The organism is Pseudomonas sp. NFACC46-3 (assembly GCF_900114515.1).
GTDB classification, from domain to species: Bacteria; Pseudomonadota; Gammaproteobacteria; order Pseudomonadales; family Pseudomonadaceae; genus Aquipseudomonas; species Aquipseudomonas fluorescens_Q.
This window is the reverse complement of sequence record NZ_FOTH01000020.1, coordinates 37,549-57,731: the sequence shown is the minus strand read 5'-3', so window position 1 is coordinate 57,731 and position 20,183 is coordinate 37,549. Positions and strand designations below refer to the sequence as shown.

General features: G+C 63.9%; 16 protein-coding genes. 14 read left to right on the top strand and 2 right to left on the bottom strand.

Annotated elements, in window-relative coordinates; genetic code table 11:
• Positions 1-176: 176 nt before the first annotated feature.
• A complete protein-coding gene (locus BM300_RS19485; RefSeq protein WP_057449546.1) occupies positions 177-1,073 on the bottom strand; it encodes an energy transducer TonB in 897 nt (298 codons plus the stop codon).
• Between the two features lie 77 nt (positions 1,074-1,150).
• A complete protein-coding gene (gene gshB, locus BM300_RS19480) occupies positions 1,151-2,104 on the bottom strand; it encodes a glutathione synthase (protein WP_063323969.1) in 954 nt (317 codons plus the stop codon).
• A 223-nt stretch (positions 2,105-2,327) separates the two neighbouring features.
• Between gshB and BM300_RS19475 the strand changes: the two genes are divergently transcribed.
• The 14 genes from BM300_RS19475 (at position 2,328) to mdcH (ending at position 20,176) form a co-directional block, all read left to right on the top strand.
• The gene (locus BM300_RS19475; protein ID WP_003206467.1) at positions 2,328-2,756 is read left to right on the top strand and encodes a response regulator; all 429 of its coding nucleotides are present in this window, start codon (positions 2,328-2,330) and stop codon (positions 2,754-2,756) included.
• Positions 2,757-2,804: 48 nt separating this feature from the next.
• Positions 2,805-3,170, top strand: coding sequence for a twitching motility response regulator PilH (gene pilH / locus BM300_RS19470; protein ID WP_063325209.1), 366 nt, complete (start codon positions 2,805-2,807; stop codon positions 3,168-3,170).
• Between the two features lie 10 nt (positions 3,171-3,180).
• Positions 3,181-3,720, top strand: coding sequence for a chemotaxis protein CheW (locus tag BM300_RS19465; protein WP_072346228.1), 540 nt, complete (start codon positions 3,181-3,183; stop codon positions 3,718-3,720).
• 93 nt (positions 3,721-3,813) lie between these two features.
• Positions 3,814-5,877: a methyl-accepting chemotaxis protein gene (locus tag BM300_RS19460; RefSeq protein WP_063323971.1), complete on the top strand. Its 2,064-nt coding sequence runs from the start codon at positions 3,814-3,816 to the stop codon at positions 5,875-5,877.
• Positions 5,878-6,054: 177 nt separating this feature from the next.
• Complete coding sequence (locus BM300_RS19455) at positions 6,055-11,988, top strand: Hpt domain-containing protein (protein ID WP_092463689.1); 5,934 nt, start codon at positions 6,055-6,057, stop codon at positions 11,986-11,988.
• Positions 11,981-12,460, top strand: a complete 480-nt coding sequence (locus BM300_RS19450; RefSeq protein WP_092463686.1) for a chemotaxis protein CheW — start codon at positions 11,981-11,983, stop codon at positions 12,458-12,460. Before BM300_RS19455 ends, BM300_RS19450 begins: the two co-directional genes overlap by 8 nt.
• A gap of 968 nt (positions 12,461-13,428) precedes the next feature.
• On the top strand, positions 13,429-13,806 hold the full coding sequence (locus tag BM300_RS31450) for a hypothetical protein (protein WP_092463683.1): 378 nt from the start codon (positions 13,429-13,431) through the stop codon (positions 13,804-13,806).
• Positions 13,807-14,152: 346 nt separating this feature from the next.
• Positions 14,153-15,823 (top strand): malonate decarboxylase subunit alpha, encoded by a 1,671-nt coding sequence (mdcA, locus tag BM300_RS19440; protein WP_092150706.1) that lies wholly within the window; start codon positions 14,153-14,155, stop codon positions 15,821-15,823.
• A complete protein-coding gene (locus BM300_RS19435) occupies positions 15,824-16,699 on the top strand; it encodes a triphosphoribosyl-dephospho-CoA synthase (RefSeq protein ID WP_092463680.1) in 876 nt (291 codons plus the stop codon).
• Positions 16,699-16,998, top strand: coding sequence for a malonate decarboxylase subunit delta (locus BM300_RS19430; RefSeq protein WP_092345244.1), 300 nt, complete (start codon positions 16,699-16,701; stop codon positions 16,996-16,998). Before BM300_RS19435 ends, BM300_RS19430 begins: the two co-directional genes overlap by 1 nt.
• Positions 16,991-17,842 (top strand): biotin-independent malonate decarboxylase subunit beta, encoded by an 852-nt coding sequence (locus tag BM300_RS19425; protein ID WP_092463677.1) that lies wholly within the window; start codon positions 16,991-16,993, stop codon positions 17,840-17,842. Before BM300_RS19430 ends, BM300_RS19425 begins: the two co-directional genes overlap by 8 nt.
• The gene (mdcE, locus tag BM300_RS19420) at positions 17,839-18,642 is read left to right on the top strand and encodes a biotin-independent malonate decarboxylase subunit gamma (RefSeq protein ID WP_092345246.1); all 804 of its coding nucleotides are present in this window, start codon (positions 17,839-17,841) and stop codon (positions 18,640-18,642) included. The genes BM300_RS19425 and mdcE overlap by 4 nt, the downstream gene beginning before the upstream one ends.
• Positions 18,639-19,259, top strand: a complete 621-nt coding sequence (locus BM300_RS19415; protein WP_092463746.1) for a malonate decarboxylase holo-ACP synthase — start codon at positions 18,639-18,641, stop codon at positions 19,257-19,259. Before mdcE ends, BM300_RS19415 begins: the two co-directional genes overlap by 4 nt.
• Positions 19,256-20,176: a malonate decarboxylase subunit epsilon gene (mdcH, locus tag BM300_RS19410; protein ID WP_092463675.1), complete on the top strand. Its 921-nt coding sequence runs from the start codon at positions 19,256-19,258 to the stop codon at positions 20,174-20,176. Before BM300_RS19415 ends, mdcH begins: the two co-directional genes overlap by 4 nt.
• The last annotated feature ends 7 nt before the right edge of the window (positions 20,177-20,183 follow it).

Below are 20,183 nucleotides of genomic sequence, written 5' to 3'. Positions count from 1 at the left end.
GTCAGGCATTGTGCGGGCGGCCATCGTCGGGTGCCACAGACAGAACAGTTAGGTTTTCCTCCTCGCCCGGACCTGGCAAGGCCCTGCTGCCAATGGCTAATGTCGGGTTTGTGCTGGCCAGCCTGGCGGCCCGACTCGCTCACTGCATGCAGTTGGGCGAGGCACGCCGCTCTCGTTCAATTGCTCGAAAGCCGATCGCCACGGGCAAACTTCCAGGTGCGGATGATTTCCAGTCGGTCGATGTCCGACAAATCCCCGGTAAACGGCGCGAACGGCGCAGCCAGGCGCACGATCCGCTGGGCGGCCTGGTCCAGCAGCGGCTGGCCGGAGGACTCTAGTACCAGCACTTCATACAACGAGCCATCGCGGTTGATCGAGACCATCAGCCGCAGGTTGCCGTAGATCTGTTTGCGCCGGGCTTCGTCGGGGTAGTTGAGGTTGCCGATGCGCTCGACCTTCTTGCGCCATTCGTCCTTGTACCAGGCGCCCTTGTCGCGCATGGTCGAAGCGGCGCTCAGGCGATGGATGCGCGGGCGCTTGGCGTAGAGCTGTTGCTCCTGGGCCAGTTCGGCTTCCAGGCTGGCGATGTCGCTGGACAACTGTGAGCTGTCGAAAGTGGGTTCGGGGGCCTTGGGCTTGGGATCAGGCTTGACCTCTTCCTTGACCGGGGCCTTTTTCGGTTTTGGCGCCACGGTGGTCACGGCGGCCTTGGGCGCCGTCTCCTGCACCTCGGGCTTGGCGGCTGGCGGCGGGGTGACTTTTTGTACCTTGGTATCCTGGAATGGCGCGATCTCGGTGGTCTTGGGGATCGCCTTTTTTTCCAGGGTGCCGCTGCCTTGCTGGTTTTCCTGGGCGAGGAAGTCGGCCTTCTTGGGCTTGGTCTCGCTCTTGAAGGTGGCCAGGGTGATTTCCAGGGTCTGGCTGATCTGCTTGGGCTCGACCGTGGCAAACCCGACGCCCAGCAGCAGGGCTAGGTGGATCAGCGCCGCCAGGAACAGGGTAAAACCGAGGCGATCAGCCGGGCGCACGCCACGATGGGCGAGCTCTTGAGGCAGATCGGACGGGAGTGTCATGACAAGGAAACCAACATCGCGTTTTTTTCAGGCCGGGCATGATAACGCAATGTGGGTTTCCTTCAGCAGGATCTGGATCAACGAGCCTTGAGCTTCTGATCGATGGCATCCATCAGCATCCCGCCGATGTCGGTGCCAAAGGCGTTGTCGATCTCGCGGATGCAGGTCGGGCTGGTGACGTTGATTTCCGTCAGGTGCTCGCCGATCACATCCAGGCCCACGAACAACAGGCCTTTCTCGCGCAGGGTCGGGCCGACCTGGGCGGCGATCCAGCGATCCTTCTCGGTCAATGGACGCGCCTCGCCACGCCCGCCGGCCGCCAGGTTGCCACGGGTTTCGCCGGCGGCCGGGATGCGCGCCAGGCAATAATCCACCGGTTCGCCGTCGATCATCAGGATGCGTTTGTCACCGTCGACGATGGCCGGCAGGTAGCCCTGGATCATGATCTGCTGCTTGCCGTGCAAGGTCAGGGTTTCGAGGATCACCGACAGGTTCGGGTGGCCGGCGGTGTGGCGGAAAATCGAAGAGCCGCCCATGCCGTCCAGGGGTTTGAGGATCACGTCGCCGTGGTGGTCGGCGAACTCACGCAACACGTCCGGGCGACGGCTGACGATGGTGGGTGGCGTGCACTGCGGGAACAGCGTGGCGAACAGCTTTTCGTTGCAGTCGCGCAGGCTCTGGGGCTTGTTGACCACCAGCACGCCGGCGTTTTCAGCCTGTTCCAGCAGGTAGGTGGAGTACACGAACTCCATGTCGAACGGCGGATCCTTGCGCATCAGGATCACGTCCAGGTCGCTCAGCAGCGCGTCGCTCTCGGTGCCCAGCTCAAACCACTTCTCGGGGTTGGCGAAGACTTTCAGCGGCTTCATCCGCGCCCGAGCCTGGCCTTCGGCCTGGTAGAGGTCGCGCTGTTCCATGTAGAACAGCTCCCAGCCGCGCTTCTGAGCGGCCAGCAGCATGGCCAGCGAGCTATCCTTTTTATAGGAAATACTGGCGATAGGGTCCATGACAATGCCGACGCGTACGCTCATGGCTTGGTTCCTCGAATGTGATGGGCACATATTGGTGCGAAAAAGTGGCGTCAGAGTGGCGCCCGGAAGATTGGCGGTCAAGGAAAAACCACCGCGCCGAGCGGCCGATAGATCGGCGATGGAGACTGTGCTAAAAAGGCTGCCATGTGACGTGCGGGCCTTGAACATCAAGGGTTTGCGCTGTCGATCACACTTACGCGTTAAAAACCGGTTTGCAGTGGCAATGGCAGAGCATCTCACGCAGCAGCAACCCAGCGCCTTGAAGGTCATGGTCATCGACGATTCGAAGACCATCCGCCGCACCGCCGAAACCTTGCTGCGCAACGTGGGCTGCGAGGTGATCACGGCCGTCGATGGTTTCGATGCCCTGGCCAAGATCGCCGACCATCATCCGGGCATCATTTTTGTCGACATCATGATGCCGCGCCTGGATGGCTACCAGACCTGTGCCCTGATCAAGAACAACAGCGCGTTCAAGGCCACGCCGGTGATCATGCTGTCGTCCCGCGACGGGTTGTTCGACAAGGCCAAGGGGCGCATCGTCGGTTCCGATCAGTTTTTGACCAAGCCGTTCAGCAAGGAAGAACTGCTGGGCGCGATACAGGCCCATGTCCCGGGCTTTGCCGCTGTCCAGCCGCACCAGGCACATTAATGACACTTGGCCAACGGGCCAGGGGTCAACAAGAAAATGGGGAACACCATGGCACGAGTTCTGATCGTCGATGATTCGCCGACTGAAATGTACAAACTGACCGGCATGCTGGAAAAGCACGGCCATCAGGTCCTGAAGGCCGAGAATGGCGCCGATGGCGTGGCCCTGGCCCGCCAGGAAAAACCCGATGCGGTGCTGATGGACATCGTCATGCCCGGCCTCAACGGTTTCCAGGCCACGCGCCAGTTGACCAAGGACCCGGACACCGGCCACATCCCCGTGATCATCATCACCACCAAGGACCAGGACACCGACAAGGTCTGGGGCACGCGCCAAGGTGCGAGGGACTACCTGACCAAACCGGTGGACGAAGAAACCCTGATCGCGACCCTGAACAAAGTGCTGGCGGGTTGACGGCACGGCCATGAGCCAATCCCTGACTGCATTCGAACTGCTGCTGCAGATCGACCGGCGCTGCCGGTTGCTGGGGGCGGACCTGCCCTCCCAGCCGGCCCATCGCGCCGGTTGGAGCGGCATCGGCTTTCGCTTGGGCGAGCACTGGTACGTGGCGCCGATGGGCGAAGTCAGCGAAGTGCTGCACGAACCACGTCACACGCATTTGCCCGGGGTCAAGCCGTGGGTGCGTGGAGTGGCTAACCTGCGCGGGCGCTTGTTGCCGTTGATGGACTTGTGCGGGTTCTTTGGCCACGAGCTGTCGACCGTGCGCAAGCAGCGGCGCGTGTTGGTGGTGGATCACGACGAGGTGTTCGCCGGGTTGTTGGTGGACGAGGTCCTTGGGCTGCAGCATTTTGCCCAGGAAAGCCTGGAACCGACGCTGGTGGACGACCTTGACGGCCCCGAAGCGGCCTTCGTCAAGGGGCGGTTTGGCGGCGAGCGCGAGTGGCAAGTGTTCAGCCCGTTTGCCCTGGCGCGGTCGCCGGGGTTCATGGATGTGGCGATTTAACGAGGTGCAGCGCAGGCCCCTTGTGGGAGCGAGCTCGCTCCCACATTGGTTCGGCGGTGACTGGGTTGGATTGGGCAGTACAGGCGAGAACCGATGATCAAAGCAAAAACAGGCAAGCCACTGGAAGCGTCGCGCAGTCGTTCGCAGATCATCGTGCTGTTCGTCGCGCTGATCGTCTTCATCATGCTGCTGTTCGCCAACTTCGCTTACCTCAACACCCAGTCCTCCTACGACAAGCAGTACATCGGCCATGCCGGTGAGCTGCGGGTACTGTCCCAGCGCATCGCCAAGAACGCCACCGAGGCTGCCGCCGGCAAGCCCGCGGCATTCAAGCTGCTGAGCGATGCGCGCAATGACTTCGCCCAGCGCTGGGGCTACCTCAAACAAGGCGACCCGGTGACCGGCCTGCCCCCGGCGCCCGCTACCCTGCGCCCGCAGATGCGCGCCGTGCAGTTGGATTGGGAACGCCTGCTCAAGAACACCGATGCCATCCTCTCCAGCGAACAGACCGTGCTGTCGCTGCACCAGGTGGCGGCGACCCTGGCCGAAACCGTGCCGCAGTTGCAGGTCGAGTACGAAAAAGTCGTCGAGATCCTGCTGCAACGCGGCGCGCCGGCCGCCCAGGTGGCCATGGCCCAGCGCCAGTCGTTGCTGGCCGAACGGATTCTCGGCGCGGTGAATACCGTGCTGGCGGGGGACGAAAACGCCAGCCAGGCCGCCGACACCTTTGGTCGCGACGCCGCGCGTTTTGGCCAGGTGCTCAATGGCATGTTGCAAGGTGACCCGGCCCTGAAGATATCCCAGGTCCAGGACCGCGATGCCCGGGCACGCCTGAGCGAAATCAGCGAGCTCTTCGAGTTCGTCTCCGGCTCGGTGGACGAAATCCTCGAGACCTCCCCGGAGCTGTTCAAGGTCCGCGAATCGGCCGGCAACATCTTCAACCTGTCGCAGACCCTGCTCGACGAGGCTTCGCACCTGGCCACGGCCTTCGAAAATCTCGCCGGCGGGCGGTCCATCAATACCATCGGCGGCTATGTGCTGGGTTTGCTGGCGCTGATGTCGATCATCCTGATTGGCCTGGTGATGGTCCGCGAAACCAACCGCCAGTTGCACGAAACCGCACAAAAGAACGAACGCAACCAGAACGCGATCATGCGGTTGCTGGATGAAATCGAAGACCTGGCCGATGGCGACCTGACCGTCACGGCCTCGGTCACCGAGGACTTCACCGGCACCATCGCCGATTCCATCAACTATTCGGTGGATCAACTGCGCGACCTGGTGGCGACCATCAACCTGACCGCCGGCCAGGTCGCCGCTGCGGTGCAGGAAACCCAGGCCACGGCGATGCACCTGGCCCAGGCCTCCGAGCACCAGGCCCAGCAGATTTCCGAAGCTTCGACTTCAATTAATGAAATGGCCCAGTCCATCGACCAGGTGTCGGCCAATGCCGCCGAGTCGTCGGCGGTGGCCGAGCGGTCGGTGGAAATTGCCAACAAGGGCAACGAGGTGGTGCACAACACCATTCACGGCATGGACAACATTCGCGAACAGATCCAGGACACCGCCAAGCGCATCAAGCGCCTGGGTGAGTCATCCCAGGAAATTGGCGACATTGTCAGCCTGATCGACGACATCGCTGACCAGACCAACATCCTGGCACTCAACGCCGCCATCCAGGCGTCCATGGCCGGTGATGCCGGGCGCGGGTTCGCGGTGGTGGCCGATGAAGTGCAGCGCTTGGCCGAGCGCTCTTCGGCGGCGACCCGGCAAATCGAGACCCTGGTGCGGGCGATCCAGGCCGACACCAACGAGGCGGTGATTTCCATGGAGCAGACCACCACCGAAGTGGTGCGCGGTGCGCGACTGGCCCAGGACGCCGGCGTCGCCCTGGAAGAAATCGAAGGCGTGTCCAAGACCCTGGCGGCGCTGATCCAGAGCATCTCCAACGCTGCGCAGCAACAGACCACCTCGGCGGGGCAGATTTCCTTGACCATGAACGTGATCCAGCAGATCACCTCGCAGACCTCATCCGGTTCCACCGCCACTGCCGAGAGCATTGGCAACCTGGCGAAAATGGCCAGCCAGCTGCGCCGTTCGGTGTCGGGTTTTACCTTGCCGGCGGCGGCAGCGGCTGGCGATGAGGAAAAAGGGTGACTGGTTTGACCTGTCTGGTGATGAAGATCATTTGTGGCGAGGGGATTTATCCCCGCTGGACTGCGAAGCAGTCCCGAAATAGCCAGTCTGGGACATAGATGTTGGATTCAGCATTTTTGGGGGCCGCTTCGCGCCCCAGCGGGGATAAATCCCCTCGCCACAGGATTTGGAGTGGTTATGGGTGATCGGCACGACTATGTGGCCCTGGAATGGGTCAAGGGCGAGATTGCCGAAACGCTGAAGCAGGCTCATCTGGCCCTCAACCGCTTGGTGGACGATCCGCAGGCGTCGGACGCCCTCGGGCAATGCCTGGCCTGCATTCACCAGGTCCACGGCGGCCTGCAGATGGTCGAGTTCTACGGTGCGGCGCTGCTGGCCGAGGAGATGGAGCAGCTGTGCGCCGCTCTGCAGGACAACCGCGTCACCCATCGCGACGAAGCCATCAGCCTGTTGAGCCAGGCCTTGGGGCAGTTGCCGATCTACTTGGACCGCGTACAAGGTGCCCGTCGCGACCTGCCGCTGGTGGTGCTGCCCTTGATCAACGACCTGCGCAGTGCCCGGGGCGAGAGCCTGTTGTCGGAAACCAGCCTGTTCAGCCCCGAGTTGCCCGATATCGCGCCGCTCAGCGACGAGGCGTTGCAGCGCCTCGAACCCGCGGACCTGCCAAACACCTTGCGCAAACTGCGCCAGACCCTGCAAATGGCCCTGGTGGGCCTGTTGCGCGAACAGGATGACGCGACCCACCTGGGTTACCTGGCCAAGGTCTTCCACCGCCTGGAAACCTTGTGCGCTGGGGCGCCGCTCAATGCGTTATGGCAGGTGGCCTCGGCGCTGGTCGAAGGCATGCGCGACGGGCGTATCGCCAACAGCCCGGCGCTGCGCAGCCTGTTCAAGGAAGCCGACAAGGAACTCAAGCGCCTGCTGGACCAAGGCATGCCTGGCATCAATCAGCCGGCACCGCCCCACCTGCTCAAGAGCTTGTTGTTCTATATTGCCAAGGCCGAACATCCCAGCGGGCAGATGCAGATCATGAAAGAACGCTACTCACTGGACGACGCGCTGCCCGACAGCGCCATGGTCGACGAAGAACGCGCGCGCCTGGCCGGGCCCGACCGCGATGCCATGCGCTCGGTGCTTGCCGCGCTGTGCGAGGAGTTGGTACGGGTCAAGGAGCGCCTGGACCTGTTCGTGCGCAGTGACCGCCAGCATGCCTCGGAGCTGGACAGCCTGTTGGCGCCGCTGCGGCAGATCGCCGACACCCTGGCGGTGCTCGGTTTCGGCCAACCGCGCAAGGTCATCATCGATCAACTGGCGGTGGTCCTGAGCCTCGCCCAGGGCCAGCGCGAGCCGGATGACGCGACCCTCATGGACGTCGCCGGAGCCTTGCTCTACGTCGAGGCGACCCTGGCCGGCATGGTCGGCACCGTCGAGCCCGAGAGCCGCGAAGACACCCACCTGCCCACCACCGACCTGACCCAGATCCACCAGATCGTCATCAAGGAAGCCCACACCTGCCTGCAACAGGCCAAGGACATGATCGTCGACTACATCGACGCGGACTGGAACAGCGAGCAACTGCAACCCTTGCCGGCGCTGCTGACCCAGGTGCGCGGCGCGCTGGCGATGATTCCCCTGAGTCGTGCCGCCAGCCTGGTGGAGGCCTGCAACGCGTTCATCCGCGACCACCTGTTGCTGGACCAGGCCCAGCCGGGGTGGGAAGAACTCGACCACCTGGCCGACGTGATCACCGGCCTCGAATACTACCTGGAGCGCTTGAGCGAGGACCCGGAAACCTCCGGCGAGCCGTTGCTCAATGGGGTCGAGCGGAGCTTGGCTGCGCTCGGTTATTTCCCTGACGAAGCGCGGGTGCCGGTGCTCGACGATGTGTTGAGCCCCAACGAAGCCCAGGTCATGCAGGACTTGCAGGAACTGGATGACCCGCAGACGGTGCAATCCTTGGCCGAGGTGTTGGCCAGCCCGATCTCGGCGGTCAATCCGCCGGCCAGGAGCACCCCGGGCAGCCTGTTGCCGCCACCGTTGGATGAACGTCCGGTGGACGACGAGTTGCGCGAGGTCTTCCTCGAGGAAACCGGCGAGGTGTTGGACGTCCTGCGTGAATACCTGCCGCGCTGGAGTGCTCATCCCGACGACCACGGCGCGCTGAGCGAACTGCGCCGGGCCTTCCATACCCTCAAGGGCAGCGGCCGGATGGTCCGGGCGCTGGTGCTGGGTGAACTGGCCTGGGCCGTGGAAAACCTGCTCAACCGGGTCCTGGAGCGCAGCGTCGAGCCGCAGGCCTCGGTCCGCCAGTTGGTTGAAGACACGGTGCAGTTGTTGCCGGCCCTGGTGGCTGAATTCGCGGCCAATCACCAGCGCCAGCGCGACGACGTCGACCGCTTGGCCGCCCGCGCCCATGTCCTGGCCAAGGGCGGCGACGAGGAGGATGAAGACGAGCAGGACGTGGCCGCTCTCGATCCGCTGCTGTTGAAGATCTTCGACAACGAAGCCCAGGGCCACCTCGCCAGCCTCAATCGCTTTCTCGATCAGTCGGCCGACCACCTGCCCTTGCAGGCCAGTGATGAATTGCAGCGGGCCTTGCATACGCTCAAGGGCAGCGCTTCGATGGCCGGCGTGCTGCCGATCGCCGAACTGGCGGGGGCGATGGATGAGCTGGCCCGGGAATACCGGGCGCATCTGATTGCCCTCGACCTGGATGAAGTCGAATTGCTGCTGGAAGCCGAAGGGCTGCTGCGCCGTGGCTTGCGCCAGTTGCACAGCGAGCCGCTGGCGGCGATCCCCGGGGCCGAGGATCTGATCCTGCGTGCCCAGGCCCTGCTGGCCGAGCGTCTGCACGCCGCCAACAATGCGCCAGACAAAGTGCTGCGAACCAAGCGCGACCCACAACTGATCAACAACTTCCTCGCCCAGGGCATGGACATCCTGCTGGACGCCGAAAGCCTTTTGCAGCGCTGGCAGCAGCACCCCGGTGAAGGCCAGGAACTGAGTGCGCTGCTCGATGAGCTGACCACCCTCGGCGAAGGCGCGCACTTGGCCGACTTGCACCCGGTGGACGAACTCTGCGAAGCCTTGCTCGACCTCTACGGTGCGGTAGAGGAAAGCAGCCTGGCGGTCAGCAATGAATTTTTCCAGGAGGCCCAGCGCGCCCATGAAGCGCTGATCGACATGCTCGATGAGCTGGCGGCCGGGCAGCATGTGCATCCGCAGCCGGCGCGGGTACAAGCCTTGCGCCGCCTGCTCCAGGAGAGCCTCGACCCGTCGGCCACCGGTCTGATCCGCAGCGACGGCAGCCGCACCCTGAGCATCCGCGAACTGGGCCACGCAACGGCGGAAATGGAGCGTGACGCGCCCGTCGATACCTCGATGGAAGATGATCTCTCGGCGATTTTTCTCGAAGAAGCCCAAGACATCCTCGAAAGCGCCGCACAAGCCTTGCAACGCTGGTTGGCCGATCCGGATAACGGCGCGCCGCTGTCCTCGCTGCAACGTGACTTGCACACCCTCAAGGGCGGTGCGCGAATGGCCGACATCCGGCCGGTGAGCGACCTGGCCCAGGAGTTGGAAAACCTTTACGAAGGGCTGGTGGACCGGCGCTACAGCTACAGCGAGGAGCTGGCGCAACTGCTCGCCAGCAGTCATGAACGCCTCGACCTGTTGCTCGGGCAGTTGCAGCAGGGCCAGCCGTTGGGCGATCCCGTTGCGCTGATCGACGCCATTCGACGGTTCCGCCAGGACAAGCCGAACGCCATCGAGACGAGCGCAGCGGCCCAGGCCGACGGCGCCGGCCATGATCCCGAGTTGCTGGAAATCTTCCTTGAGGAAGGCTTCGACATCCTCGACAGCTCGGGCGCGGCGCTGCTGCGCTGGCAGGAAGAACCGTCGAATCGCCAGGCCGTGGAAACCTTGCTACGGGATTTGCACACCCTCAAGGGCGGTGCGCGCATGGTGGAAATCGTCCCCATCGGCGACCTGGCCCACGAGTTGGAAAACCTCTATGAAGGTCTGTCGGCGGGTCTGCTGCAGCCGACCCCGGCGCTGTTCACCTTGTTGCAAAGCAGCCATGACCGACTGGCGCAGATGCTCGACGCCGTGCGCGCCGGCCACCCGTGCCCGCTGGCGGACCGGCTGATTGCACAGATCCAGGCGGTGAATCATCCCCAGGAGAATGCCGCGCCGCAGGCTGTCTCGGCGCCGGAGCCGGTGCCTACTCCCATCGTCAGCCCACCCGCGGCGCCTGCAAGACCGGACCCCGGCGCGGCGGGCGACGGTGCGGACATGGTCAAGGTCTCCGCCGAACTGCTCGACGACCTGGTGAACCTGGCGGGCGAAACGTCGATCTTCCGTGGGCGTATCGAACAGCAGGTCAACGACGCGCGCGTGGCCCTGGGCGAAATGGAAACCACCATCGAGCGCATGCGCGATCAGTTGCGACGGCTGGATACCGAAACCCAGGGGCGAATTCTCAGCCGACAACAGGTCGAGGCCGAGCGCCTGGGCTATGAAGAGTTCGACCCGCTGGAGATGGACCGCCATTCCCAGTTGCAGCAGCTGTCCCGGGCACTGTTCGAGTCCGCCTCGGACTTGCTTGAGCTCAAGGAAACCCTTGATCGCAGCAATCACGATGCCGAGGTCCTGCTGCAACAGCAGGGGCGTATCAACACCGAGCTCCAGGAAGGCCTGATGCGTACGCGCATGGTGCCCTTCGAGCGTATGCTGCCCCGGCTCAAGCGCATCGTCCGGCAAGTGGCGCAGGAGCTGGGCAAGGACGTGGAATTCCTGGTCGGCAACGCCGACGGCGAGATGGACCGTAACGTGTTGGAGCGCATGGCTGCCCCTCTTGAACATATGCTGCGCAACGCCGTCGACCACGGTCTGGAGCCGGCCGACGTGCGCATTGCCGCCGGCAAGCCGGCACGAGGACGTATCAGCCTCGACCTGTCCCGGGAAGGCGGCGACATCATTTTCGACATCCGCGACGACGGCGCCGGCGTGCCGCTGGAGGCGGTGCGCAGCAAGGCGATCAAGCGTGGCTTGCTGGCGCCGGACAGCGACATCAGCGACCGCGACGTGCTGCAGTTCATCCTGCAACCAGGGTTTTCCACTGCCGAGAAAATCACCCAGATCTCCGGGCGTGGCGTCGGCATGGACGTGGTCCACGAAGAGGTGCGGCAATTGGGCGGCAGCATGGTCATCGATTCCACGCCGGGGCAGGGCGTGCATTTCCGCATTCGCCTGCCGTTTACCGTGGCGGTTAACCGGGCGTTGATGGTGCACTGTCACGAAGACCAGTACGCGATCCCGCTGAACACCATCGAGAGCATTGTCCGGGTGTTGCCCGCCGAACTGGACGGCCATTACCAGCTCGATCCGCCAACCTACACCTACGCCGGGCAGCGGTACGAGTTGTGCTACCTCGGTGAGCTGCTGAAAACCGGCGCCCGGCCGAAACTGCTGGGCCAGAGCCAGCCCTTGCCGGTGCTGCTGGTGCAGTGCAACGAGCGGCATGTTGCGGTGCAGGTGGACGCTACCGCCGGGACCCGAGAGATTGTGGTCAAGAGCCTCGGTCCGCAGTTCTCGGCGGTACAGGGCCTGTCCGGGGCGACGATCCTGGGGGACGGCCGGGTGGTGTTGATTCTCGACCTGCTGGCGCCGATCCGCGCCTTGCCCCACCAGGTGCCGCGCCGCCAAGTGCCGGTAGAAGGTGAGGGCGAACCGCAACGGCCGCTGCTGGTGCTGGTGGTGGACGACTCGGTGACCGTGCGCAAGGTCACCAGTCGCCTGCTGGAGCGCCACGGCATGCACGTCCTGACTGCCAAGGATGGCGTGGATGCCATGGCGCTGCTGGCCGAGCACGCCCCGGACCTGATGCTGCTGGACATCGAGATGCCGCGCATGGACGGCTTCGAAGTGGCCACGCAAGTGCGCAACGACCCGCGCCTGGCACATTTGCCGATCATCATGATCACCTCCCGCACCGGCCAGAAACACCGCGACCGTGCCATGGCCATCGGCGTCAACGACTACCTGGGCAAGCCGTACCAGGAATCGGTGCTGCTCGACAGCATCGCGTACTGGAGCAGAACCCATGCATGACCTGCATCACTCGCGCACTGACCACCTCACCGGCCTGCTGCTGCCACTGGCCGACCGCCACCTGATCCTGCCCAACGTGGCCGTGGCCGAGTTGATCGACTACCAGAGCAGCGCCTTCGACATGGACACCCCGCCGTGGTTTCTGGGTTGGGTGAGCTGGCGCGAACGGCAAATCCCGCTGCTGAGCTTCGAATCGGCCTGCGGCCAGAAAACCGTGATTGGCGAGCGAGCGCGCATCGTCGTGCTCAACGCCCTGGGCGGGCGGCCGGAGCTGAGGTTCATTGCGCTGTTGGTGCAGGGCATCCCGCGCTCCTACAAGCTCGACACTCAACTGAGCTACGTCGACGTGCCGCTGTGCGGGTTGGAGCAGGCGGCGGTGCAGGTGGGTGAGCATGTAGCGAAGGTGCCGGATTTGTTGGCGTTGGAGGAGTTGGTGGTGGCTGCGGGATTGGTTCGGCAGCACAAATCCTGAGACATACGAAGTTCCAATGAGCTTGCCCGCGAGGTGGCCTGACAGTCGTTGACCGGGTACATATCCATTTCTTCGGTAACGGCCACTTAGGGTTCCGCCCTTACGGCGTCTCACTTTTGAGAAGCGCAAAAGTAAGCAAAACGCTTTTGCCCCACCACTCGGTGCCTCGCTAGGGCTCGGCATGCCCTCACTCCGGCATTGCTCCGTGGGCCCGCCGCGAAGGGCCATCCATGGCCCAGCGCGGCTATCCCGGCATCCATGCCGGGATGCCCACTGCACAATGCCTGCGTTCGGCCATCGTGGTTAACGGGGCGCCGAGATCAACGTCCGGCGCGAGGCGGCCTTATAGCCGGCCTTGCTCTTGCGGGCGGTGTTTACCAATCAGACCTGTTTGGGCTGGATCTGTGGGAGCAAAGCTTGCTCGCGAGGCGGCCTTATAGCCGACCTGTTTCGCCCGGGTGTACTCAATTCCAATGTGGGCTTGCCCGCGAAGGCGACGGCACATTCTGCATTGATGCAAGCAGAGCCACCGCCATCGCGAGCAAGATTGGCGGTGGACACTGATCTTATAAACGACCAAAAACCTGTGTGGGAGCGAGCTTGCTCGCGATGGCGGCCTGACAGCCGACCAAGGTTGTGGGAATGGTCGGACAAACTTTCTGACTCAAGCAGATTTTTCCGACGAGCTCTGGCGGTTGCCGGGTGGGGAAGGGCTGTCGCTAACCTTTTCCTGTCGCTGCAAATTCAGCGATCGGGCTTGGAAACCCGAAGTAGACGGCGCAAAAGCGCCCTTCATAACGTATGCTGACGGTCGTTTTTTGACCTTGCTTTCGTTATGGCGGCTGTGCGCGGGAGACCTTCGGGTCTGCCGGGCTCGTTTACCCCGGTTTTCCAACCTGCGTACGGCTGCCACCCATTCGCTTGGAAACGAACGTAGCAGCTCCAACCAGTAAACGGAGTGTCACCCTATGTTCAAGGTCACCCCCAATCCCCCCGAAACCGACCCCTCATCAGCCCATACCGGCCTTGATCCGCAAAAGCTTGATGAAGCCGCCGAACGTGCCTTGAGCTTCTATCTCGACCCCAAACCTCAAACCAAAAAGAAACAACCTCCTGGTCAACTGTTCACTGTCGTGGATGACCTCGACAGCGAATGCCTCCTGGCCAACCTCAGCGAAACCCTCGCCATGCCTCTGGAGGAGCAACTGGGCCGTCCTCTTAACCCTACGCTCTACACGCCCCAGGACTGGGCTGCAAAATTTGCGGCGGGTAACAGCTTCGTGGTGCGGGTAGCGCGGCAGGACAAGATCAGCTTGCTGGGTGAAGACGCTTTCGATCGTGTTTGATGAGTATCAGTTGAAGCCTCGTGATAGCCGCAAAATCTAATTCCTGTGGGAGCTCGCTCCCACACGGGGCATCGTTGCGCCGTGATTAACCGGCCTACCAATAACCCTGTGGCGAGGGAGCTTGCTCCCGCTCGGCTGCGTAGCAGCCGCGAACCCGGCAATGCGGTCTGCCTGAAAATACACAGGGGCCTGCTCGCAGGCCGGCGGGAGCAAGCTCCCTCGCCACAGGGCGGTGTGTCCATCCCACCATTACTCCAACCGTAACGATCCGCCGCTGAGCTTGATTGATGCCCTCGCCACAACACTCCTAAGGTAACCCCCACGACAGCGAACCCGTGGAGTGGTCATGACAACAACAATATCCCCCGACTCGCGCTGGACGCGGCGACGCAGCGAAAAGCAGCGGCGTCTCGAGCTGGTGAAGGGGCTTGCCGACGGTGTGGTGTTGCCCACCGACAAGATCGTTGCAGCGCTGGAAGCGTTGATCCTGCCCGGCGACCGCGTGGTGCTGGAGGGCAATAACCAGAAGCAGGCGGACTTTCTCTCGCGCTCGCTGGCGAAAGTCGATCCTTCGAAGTTGCACGATTTACACATGATCATGCCCAGCGTCGGCCGGTCCGAGCACCTGGACCTGTTCGAACGCGGCATCGCCCGCAAGCTCGACTTCTCCTTCGCCGGCACCCAGAGCCTGCGCATCAGCCAATTGCTGGAAGACGGCCTGCTGGAAATCGGCGCGATCCACACCTACATCGAGCTCTACGCCCGGTTGGTGGTGGACCTGATTCCCAACGTGGTGCTCTCGGCCGGTTTCATGGCCGACCGCGCCGGCAATATCTACACCGGTCCCAGCACCGAAGACACACCGGCGCTGATCGAACCGGCGGCCTTCAGTGACGGTATCGTCATTGTCCAGGTCAACCAGTTGGTGGACGACGTCAGTGACCTGCCGCGAGTCGACATTCCGGCGTCCTGGGTCGATTTTGTGGTGGTGGCCGACAAGCCGTTCTACATCGAGCCGCTGTTCACCCGTGACCCGCGCCACATCAAGCCTGTGCATGTGCTGATGGCGATGATGGCGATCCGCGGGATCTACGAAAAACACAACGTTCAATCCCTCAATCACGGCATCGGTTTCAACACCGCTGCCATCGAACTGATCCTGCCGACCTACGGTGAGTCCCTCGGTTTGAAGGGCAAGATCTGCCGTAACTGGACCCTCAATCCTCACCCGACCTTGATCCCGGCCATTGAAAGCGGCTGGGTCGAAAGCGTGCATTGTTTTGGCACTGAGTTGGGCATGGAAAACTATATCGCCGCGCGACCGGATGTGTTTTTCACCGGTCGCGATGGCTCGCTGCGTTCCAACCGCATGGTTTGCCAATTGGCCGGACAGTACGCGGTGGACCTGTTCATCGGCGCAACGCTGCAAGTGGACGGCGACGGCCATTCCTCCACCGTGACCCGTGGCCGACTGGCCGGCTTCGGTGGGGCACCGAACATGGGCCACGACCCGCGCGGTCGCCGCCACGGCACGCCGGCCTGGCTCGACATGCGCCACGGCGATGGCGAGGCGCCGCTGCTCGAGCGCGGCAAGAAGCTGGTGGTGCAGATGGTCGAGACGTTCCAGGAGGGCGGCAAACCGACCTTCGTCGAGACGCTCGACGCGGTGGACGTGGCGAAGAAAGCCGGCATGCCCCTGGCGCCGATCATGATCTACGGCGATGACGTCACCCATTTGCTCACCGAAGAGGGCATCGCCTACCTGTACAAGGCTCGTTCCCTGGAAGAGCGCCAGGCGATGATCGCGGCTGTGGCCGGGGTCACCGCCATCGGCTTGCGCCACAACCCGAAAGACACCGCGCGCATGCGCCGCGAAGGGTTGATCGCTTTGCCGGAAGACCTCGGCATCCGCCGGACCGACGCCACCCGCGAGCTGCTTGCGGCCAAGAGCGTGGCCGACCTGGTGGAGTGGTCCGGTGGCCTCTACAACCCGCCCGCCAAGTTCAGGAGCTGGTAAATGCACGCCTTCAACCTGCAACCGAAAAAACTGTCCTTGGCCGAACGTCTGGCGGACATGGCGGTGGATGCGCTGATCGACGAGGCCGACCTGTCGCCCAAACCCGCCCTGGTGGACCGGCGCGGCAACGGCGCCCACACCGATCTGCACCTGGGCCTGATGCACGCCTCGGCGCTGTCGCTGTGGCCCGCGTTCAAGGCCATGGCCGAAACCGCCCTCGATTGTGGCGAAATCGGCCTGCCATTGCGCGAAGCCCTCGGCCGGATCGGCCGTGAAGGTGAAGCCGCGATGCTTGTCACCACGGGCGGCGTGAACACTCACCGTGGCGCGATCTGGGCCTTGGGCTTGCTCGTGGCGGCGACGGCGCTGGAGCCTGAATCCAATGCTCCAGGCGCAGTCACCCTGAGGGCTGCGCGCCTGGCCTTGCTCAACGACCGCTACGCGCCCCAGCCCTTGAGCCATGGTGCCCAGGTGGCTCAGCGCTACGGCGTACGCGGTGCCCGGGAAGAAGCGCAACTGGCGTTCCCGGCGGTGACCGGCCTCGGCCTGCCGCAACTCAAACGCAGCCGCGCGGCGGGGGCGGGCGAGCAGAACGCCCGGCTCGATGCCTTGCTGGCGATCATGACCACCCTGGCTGACACTTGCGTGCTCTACCGTGCTGGCGAACCCGGTTTGCAGGCTATGCAGTTGGGCGCCAAGGCGGTGCTCGATGCCGGTGGCAGTGCCAGCCTGGGCGGACGCCGCCAGTTGCACGCGCTGGACCAACAACTGATCGCCTTGAACGCCTCGCCCGGCGGCGCTGCCGACCTGCTCGCCGCCTGCCTGTTCCTCGATCGTATCGAACGCGGCGATGGCCTCTTCCCTGGAGTGTGCTGATGGAAACCTTATCCTTTGAATTCCCCGCCGGGCAGCCGCCACGGGGGCGGGCGCTGGTGGGCTGCGTCGGCTCGGGCGACCTGGAAGTGCTGATCGAACCCGGCCTGGCGGGCAAGTTGACCATTCAGGTGCGGACCTCGGTCAACGGCAGTGAACAACGCTGGCAGCACCTGTTCGCCCGTATGTTCGATGGCCAGACACCGCCGGCCTTGTCTATCGACATCCACGATTTCGGCGCCACCCCCGGCGTGGTGCGTTTGCGCCTGGAGCAAGGCTTCGAGGAGATCGGCCATGACTGACAGTGCAGCGTTGCTCAACAAGCACAGCTTCGTCGAACTCGGCGCCCGGCAGCGGGCCAAGGCCTTGCTCGATGACGGCACTTTTCGCGAACTGCTCGATCCCTTCCAGCGGATCATGTCGCCCTGGCTGCTGCGCCAGGGCGTGGTGCCGCAAAGCGACGACGGCGTGGTGATCGCTAAGGGCAGCCTCGATGGCTTGCCGGTGGTGATCGCCGCCATCGAAGGCGCGTTCCAGGGCGGCAGCCTCGGTGAAGTCGGCGGGGCGAAGATTGCCGGTGCGCTGGAACTGGCCGCCGAGGACAATCGCAAAGGCATCCCGACCCGCGCCGTGCTGCTGCTGGAAACCGGCGGCGTGCGTTTGCAGGAAGCCAACCTCGGGTTGGCGGCGATTGCCGAGATTCATTCGGCGACCGTCGACCTGCGCCAATACCAACCGGTGGTCGGTGTGGTGGCCGGCAGCGTCGGCTGTTTCGGAGGCATGTCCATCGCCGCCGGGCTGTGCAGTTATCTGCTGGTGACCCAGGAAGCGCGGCTGGGCCTCAACGGCCCACAAGTGATCGAACAGGAGGCCGGGATCGACGAATACGACTCCCGCGACCGGCCGTTCATTTGGAGCCTGACCGGCGGCGAGCAACGTTTCGCCAGTGGACTGGTGGACCGTTACGTCGCCGATGATGTGGCGCGGATCCGCCAGCAGGTCAGCCAATTGCTGCACCTGGGCGTTCCCGCGCAACACCGCAGCGGCCAGGCCGAGCTGTTCCTGCAACGCCTGGCCCGTTTGGACACTGAAGTGCAAATCGAGCCGGCCACGGTTCGTCAGCTGTATCAGGGAGAACGCCCATGAACTCGTATTCATTGAGAGGCTTGCGCTGGTTCGAAGCCTTGAGCGGCGGCGCCAAACCGTTGGAAGGCTTGCCTGCTTCGTTGAAGGTCGCGGACGTCACGCTGGGCGGGCAACACGTGCGCCTGCTGGCGGTGGTGGCGGATCCCGACAGTCGTTTTCCCCGTGCCCGCAATGGCGAGGTGGGTTTGCTCGAGGGTTGGGGCCTGGCCAAGGCCGTGGACGATGCCATCGACGCCGACCGTGATGCCTCCCACAAGCGTGCGTTGATCGCCGTTGTCGATGTGCCGAGCCAAGCCTATGGCCGGCGCGAAGAAGCCCTCGGTATTCATCAGGCCTTGGCCGGTGCAGCGGACAGCTATGCCCGCGCACGATTGGCCGGGCATCCGGTGATCGGCTTGTTGGTGGGCAAGGCGATGTCCGGAGCGTTTCTGGCCCACGGCTACCAGGCTAATCGGCTGATTGCACTGCGCGATCCGGGGGTGATGGTCCACGCCATGGGCAAGGCCTCGGCGGCGCGGGTGACCCTGCGCAGCGTCGAGGAGCTTGAAGCCCTGGCCGCCAGCGTGCCGCCGATGGCCTATGACATCGACAGCTTTGCCAGCCTGGGGTTGTTATGGGAAATTTTGTCGGTGGAGCAAATCGAACAGCCCTTGGCGGAGGATCTGACGCGGGTGACGGATTGTCTGCTCCAGGCGATTGAAGATGTCGAGGCGGGGCCGCGTGATCTGAGCGGCCGTCTGGGGGCGTACAACCGTATCGCGTCGAGCCGGGTTCGCCAACTGCTGAGAGAGCAGTGGTGAGTACGTATCTGGCCCATGACCTGCTCTGGGGGCTGACTCCGGAGCAGTTGGCTGCGGATGCGCCAACATGGGTAGTCGAGTCGATCACCGCCGGTCAACCGGTGGTGGTTCGGCGCGCACTGACGGCACCGGATCAAATCGCGGTCGGCGTGCGCGGGCGCTTGCGCGAGCAGCGTTATGCAACCTCGATGGCGATCGCGGCGATTGCCCGTCGCGTCATGCCAGAAGACCTTTGTCACGTTGCCTCGACTCGCGACTTGCCAGCCCTGCAAGCGCTGTCCCGCCTGCGTCCGCTGCTCGATGCCAGTGGCTGGACCTGGGGCGTCAGCGGCAGCGCCGGGTTCGAGCTTGCCACGGGTATCGAGGCGCTGCATGAACGCAGCGACCTGGATTTGATTCTGCGGGTGCCGCATTTTCTCGATCGTCTCCAGGCCGGGGAATTGCTGGCGCAACTGGATGCCTCGGTTTGTGCCGTGGATATGCAGTTGCAAACACCCTGCGGTGCCGTCGCCTTGCGCGAGTGGGCGGGTTCGTCGCGGCGGGTCTTGCTCAAGGACGACGTGCAGGCACGGCTGGTGAGCGATCCTTGGCAGCCTTCATTGGAGCAAGTCGCGTGAGCAGCCTCTTCGTCTTTCCCGGCCAGGGTGCGCAGCGCGCGGGCATGCTCCATGGCCTGGTGCCGCAAGTCCTCGACGAGGCGGCTGACGTGCTCGGTGAGGACGTGTTGCAACTGGACAGCGCCGAAGCCTTGCAGTCGACCCGCGCCGTGCAGCTGTGTTTGTTGATCGCCGGTGTGGCGGCGGCCCGTCAACTGCTGGAGCAGGCACCTGCCCCGGACTACGTGGCGGGACTGTCCATCGGTGCTTATCCGGCGGCGGTGGTGGCCGGGGCGCTGGGGTTCGAGGATGCTTTGCGGCTGGTCAGCCTGCGGGGCGAATTGATGCAGCAGGCGTATCCGCAAGGCTATGGCATGACCGCGATCATCGGCCTCGACCTCGCGGCAGTGGAGGCATTGCTGGCGCAGGTGCACAGCGACCACACTCCGGTCTACCTGGCCAACATCAACGCGGATAACCAGGTGGTCATCGCTGGCAACGATGAGGCCATGAACAACGTTGCCAGGCAGGCGCGCAGCCTGGGCGCCGGGAAGGCCTGTCGGCTGGCGGTGAGCGTGCCGTCCCATTGTCCGTTGCTGGAAGCACCGGCCCGGGCATTGGCCCAGGCATTTGCCGACGTGTCGTTGAAGGCACCGGCCTTGGGTTATCTCAGCGGTAGCCGCGCGCGACCGCTGATCGACACCGAGGCTTTGCGCGACGACCTGGCGTTCAACATGTGCCGCGTGGTGGATTGGCGCGGCACTGTGCAAAGCGCCTACGAGCGAGGCGTGCGACTACAGATCGAACTGCCGCCCGGTGCGGTGCTGACCGCCCTGGCGCGCCGGGTATTCGAGCAGGGCACTGTCATGGCTTTCGACGGCGCCCGGCTCGACACCTTGCAGGCGCTGTTGCGTGAGGAGGGAAACCGCCAACCCTAAACCACCG

Excerpts from the sequence above, each read along its gene's own strand:
- BM300_RS19460 (WP_063323971.1), top strand. The coding sequence starts at position 3,814 with ATGATCAAAGCAAAAACAGGCAAGCCACTGGAAGCGTCGCGCAGTCGT.
- BM300_RS19425 (WP_092463677.1), top strand. The coding sequence starts at position 16,991 with ATGACTGACAGTGCAGCGTTGCTCAACAAGCACAGCTTCGTCGAACTC.
- gshB (WP_063323969.1), bottom strand. The coding sequence starts at position 2,104 with ATGAGCGTACGCGTCGGCATTGTCATGGACCCTATCGCCAGTATTTCC.
- BM300_RS19485 (WP_057449546.1), bottom strand. The coding sequence starts at position 1,073 with ATGACACTCCCGTCCGATCTGCCTCAAGAGCTCGCCCATCGTGGCGTG.
- BM300_RS19475 (WP_003206467.1), top strand. The coding sequence starts at position 2,328 with ATGGCAGAGCATCTCACGCAGCAGCAACCCAGCGCCTTGAAGGTCATG.
- BM300_RS19450 (WP_092463686.1), top strand. The coding sequence starts at position 11,981 with ATGCATGACCTGCATCACTCGCGCACTGACCACCTCACCGGCCTGCTG.
- BM300_RS19455 (WP_092463689.1), top strand. The coding sequence starts at position 6,055 with ATGGGTGATCGGCACGACTATGTGGCCCTGGAATGGGTCAAGGGCGAG.
- BM300_RS31450 (WP_092463683.1), top strand. The coding sequence starts at position 13,429 with ATGTTCAAGGTCACCCCCAATCCCCCCGAAACCGACCCCTCATCAGCC.
- mdcE (WP_092345246.1), top strand. The coding sequence starts at position 17,839 with ATGAACTCGTATTCATTGAGAGGCTTGCGCTGGTTCGAAGCCTTGAGC.
- BM300_RS19435 (WP_092463680.1), top strand. The coding sequence starts at position 15,824 with ATGCACGCCTTCAACCTGCAACCGAAAAAACTGTCCTTGGCCGAACGT.
- BM300_RS19465 (WP_072346228.1), top strand. The coding sequence starts at position 3,181 with ATGAGCCAATCCCTGACTGCATTCGAACTGCTGCTGCAGATCGACCGG.
- pilH (WP_063325209.1), top strand. The coding sequence starts at position 2,805 with ATGGCACGAGTTCTGATCGTCGATGATTCGCCGACTGAAATGTACAAA.
- BM300_RS19430 (WP_092345244.1), top strand. The coding sequence starts at position 16,699 with ATGGAAACCTTATCCTTTGAATTCCCCGCCGGGCAGCCGCCACGGGGG.
- mdcA (WP_092150706.1), top strand. The coding sequence starts at position 14,153 with ATGACAACAACAATATCCCCCGACTCGCGCTGGACGCGGCGACGCAGC.